We start from the raw sequence: 3,532 nt of genomic DNA on the forward strand, positions 1-3,532 counted from the left end.
TGCACAAGAGCGGTAAGCTTCCAACTTTTGATACTCATTCCAACCTGCCCAAGCTAACCAGATAAACACACCCAATAGGGGCAGCCATAACAAACCTCTTTCCATTTTAGCCTTTAGATTTTCTAATTAAACAGCGAGCAAATATAGCAGGGAATAGGGAATAGGGAACAGGGAACAGTGGAAAAAGTATTTATCTGTCTTACGGTTCATCATCAATATAAGTCCTAACCAACTTGTTCCTTGCTATATCATATAACAAAGACTTACGCAAAATATTAAATCATAGATCATCTGTGGGGCAAGCATCCTGCCTGCCTGCCTGCCCCCACATCCTGCCTGCCCCGAAAATATTAGGAACGGGCAAGATGCCCATTGCACAAAATATCTGTAACGGGCAAGATGCCCATTCCACAAAATATCAGGAACGGGCAAGATGCCCATTCCACAAAATATCTGTAACGGGCAGGATGCCCATTCCACAAAATATCCAGAACGGGCAAGATGCCCATTCCACAAAACTATTTAAGCTAAAGTAGTAAAAAAGCCTTCAATCTAGTGGATATCTTAAACAATGAAAAAATTTCTGTTTGTCTGCTTATTCTTAATTGGGCTTGGTTGGGCCTTATCTAACTTCTCTGGTTTGGCCAATAAAGGAGTCTATGACTCAATTGTATTAGACTTCCGTGAAGATATCGGAGTTACTAAAATTGTCGATGAAATTAAGACAATCTCCGATGAATACCAAGTCACTCCTCGTCTGAATAGTGAATTTTCACTATCAGATAATGTGTATATTGTCAAGGGCGATCGCCAACTTCTCAAAGAACTGAAAAGCTCTCTCAACAAATATACTGAATACATAGAACCAAACTATGTTTATAATGCCAATGCCATCATCTTGGAAGGCGGGAAAGGCGTTCCCAACGACCCCATGTACGGGAAACAATGGAACCTCCGCAGCATCAACGTAGAGGAAGCATGGAATGAAACCAAAGGCGACGGCGTAACTGTAGCGGTAATTGATACAGGTGTCACCAGAGTTCCTGACCTGCAAAAAACTACATTCGTTGCTGGCTACGATTTTGTCAACGACCGGACTTTAGCCACCGACGATAATGGTCACGGCAGCCACGTTGCAGGGACCATTGCTCAATCCACCAATAACGAATATGGCGTAGCAGGTATCGCCTACGAAGCCAGCATTATGCCTTTAAAAGTATTATCAGCTAGTGGTGGCGGTACAGTTTCCGATATTGCTGAATCTATCAAATTTGCTGCTGACAATGGTGCAGACATCATCAACATGAGTCTCGGTGGTGGCGGTGAAAGCCAAATAATGAAAGAAGCTATCAACTATGCTCATAGTAAAGGCGTAGTCATTATTGCTGCTGCGGGCAACTCTGGGCAAAATTCAGCAAGTTATCCAGCTCGCTATCCCCATGTTATCGGTGTCTCTGCCACTGATCCAACAGGAGAAAAAGCCCCCTATTCTAACTTTGGTGCAGGAGTTGATATTTCTGCTCCTGGTGGCTCAACTTCTGGCAAAAATGAAACTGGTGGTATTTTGCAAGAAACTATTAACCCAGAAAATGGTAAGAGTGTATTTGCTTCTTTCCAAGGTACCAGTATGGCATCTCCCCACGTTGCGGGTGTGGCAGCATTAATCAAATCTAGTGGTATTGAAGATCCAGAGGAAATTGCCAACATTCTCAAAAAATCTGCCAGAGTTATCAAAGAAGACCCACTAAATCATTTTGGTGCTGGTCAGTTGGATGCATCAGCGGCAGTCAAGTTGGCAATAAAAGGTCAAATTACTTTCCGCGACTTCTTCCGGTGGTTGCATGATAATGGGTATCTCAGTCCTGGTTTCTGGCTTGATGGTGGTGCTGTGGCACTGTTACCGAAGGTGGCAATGGTCTTGGGGTCTTATATATTAGCTTGGTTTCTGCGGAATTATTTCCCTTTCAGTTGGAGTTTCCCTCTCCATACCGGATTAGTTGCTGGTAGCAGTGGGTTATTTTTCCTCCGTGGTTTCTATATCTTCGACTTACCACAATGGCCGATGCGCGTGATGGGTAGTTCCCTACCTGAAGTTGGTGGAGCTATTCAAGGTAGTGGCATTTTGAATCCCATTTTTGCTAGTGTGTTGATTCCAGCATTGTTAATTGTGTTGTTATTAGGAAATCAGCAATGGAAGTGGTTAGCGATCGGCACAACTATTGGTGTTACTAGCTGTTTGGCTGTAAATGCAGTTGTAGATCCCGCAGTTTGGGGATTAGGTTCTGGTTTTGCCGCTCAAATTTTCCTAGTTGTGAATGCCTTTTTATGCTTAGGTTTAGCACGTTTGGCAATTAAAACGGAGGAAAAATTAGCATGAGTAGTATTACGGTAACTGGTACTGTGGAAAAAAAAGGATTTGGTACTGGCACTTGGGCGTTAGTAACTGAGGGTGGTGAGACTTATGAGTTGAAGGATGCTCCGACTGAGTTATGTAAGTCTGAGCAAAAGGTAAGCATTACAGGTGTGGTGCGAGATGATGTGATGACGATCGCAATGATTGGTCCAGTATTGGAAGTTCAATCTTTCGAGATATTGGAATAGCAAGTAGGGGCGAATGGCCATTCGCCCCTTGTGGTCTACTGAAATGAAAACCGCTGTAAAAAGTCTCAAGAATGGCACAATTCTATGAATAGACTAAAATATCAAACAACTATCAAAAACGGTCAACTTGATTTACCTCCCCTCGACTTACCAGAAGGAACCGTTGTCGAAGCGATTTTATTAATTAAAGAATCTGCTGAAACTGATGAAACAGACTATCTTCTTTCAACAGAAGCAAACCGTCAGCATCTCAAAGAAGCTGTAGAATTACTAAAAAATTCTGACAATTATATTTATGTAGGGTTTGCTGAATAAAGCTAAAAGTCATGATGGCTAAAGTAATTGAGCTTTTTCTATTCAGTTTATCTCCTGGTTATTCGCTCTTATTGGCATCAATTTACTGACTTTTTCTGCTGAAATGCAAGAAAATTTATTCATATGAAATGGTCGAAACCGTTGCCTGTTCCTCCCATCTCCGTGTCTCCGCGTCTCCGCGTCCCCGTGTCCTACCCCCACCAACCAATTTTTTCAGCAGACCCTATGTAGATCCAGGGAAATTATGAGGAAAGTCGCATTTTTAACTCGGAGTTTTGATGACTTTAATCAATGGGCGATTGAAGATAAAAAAATTTAGGCGTTGGTAAATTAGTGTATGATATTAGTCTTAATTCTTTAGGAGTCAGGAGTCAGGAGTCAGGAGTCAGGAGGGAAGAAAGACAGAAAAAACCCCGAGTAGAAGGAGAAAGTTTTTTGGTCGCGTAAAGGTCACGGAGTTCTATCGCACTATTATCCGGACATAGTATCATATCAAATCCGTTTAATTGGACATAAAAAAATTATTCAATCGTCATAACTATGCTCATCTTTGTAATTCTTTCTCCTCCTGACTCCTGACTCCTGACTCCTGACTCCTCCTAACTTAACCATTCTA

Annotated in this window: 3 protein-coding genes; all 3 read left to right on the top strand. The window is 42.0% G+C overall.

Annotation, left to right across the window (positions count from 1 at the left end; all coding sequences use genetic code 11):
* The first annotated feature begins 571 nt into the window (after positions 1–571).
* The 3 genes from F6K54_RS41885 to F6K54_RS41895 all read left to right on the top strand — a co-directional run bounded on the left by F6K54_RS41885 (position 572) and on the right by F6K54_RS41895 (position 2,916).
* Complete coding sequence (locus F6K54_RS41885) at positions 572–2,377, top strand: S8 family peptidase (protein ID WP_293090401.1); 1,806 nt, start codon at positions 572–574, stop codon at positions 2,375–2,377.
* Positions 2,374–2,601 (top strand): hypothetical protein, encoded by a 228-nt coding sequence (locus F6K54_RS41890; protein WP_293090402.1) that lies wholly within the window; start codon positions 2,374–2,376, stop codon positions 2,599–2,601. Before F6K54_RS41885 ends, F6K54_RS41890 begins: the two co-directional genes overlap by 4 nt.
* A gap of 84 nt (positions 2,602–2,685) precedes the next feature.
* Entirely contained in the window at positions 2,686–2,916 is a 231-nt protein-coding gene (locus tag F6K54_RS41895) for a hypothetical protein (RefSeq protein WP_293090403.1), read from the top strand.
* Positions 2,917–3,532: the final 616 nt, after the last annotated feature.

Origin of the sequence: Okeania sp. SIO3B5, assembly GCF_010692555.1 — a bacterium.
Classification (GTDB): Bacteria; Cyanobacteriota; Cyanobacteriia; order Cyanobacteriales; family Microcoleaceae; genus Okeania.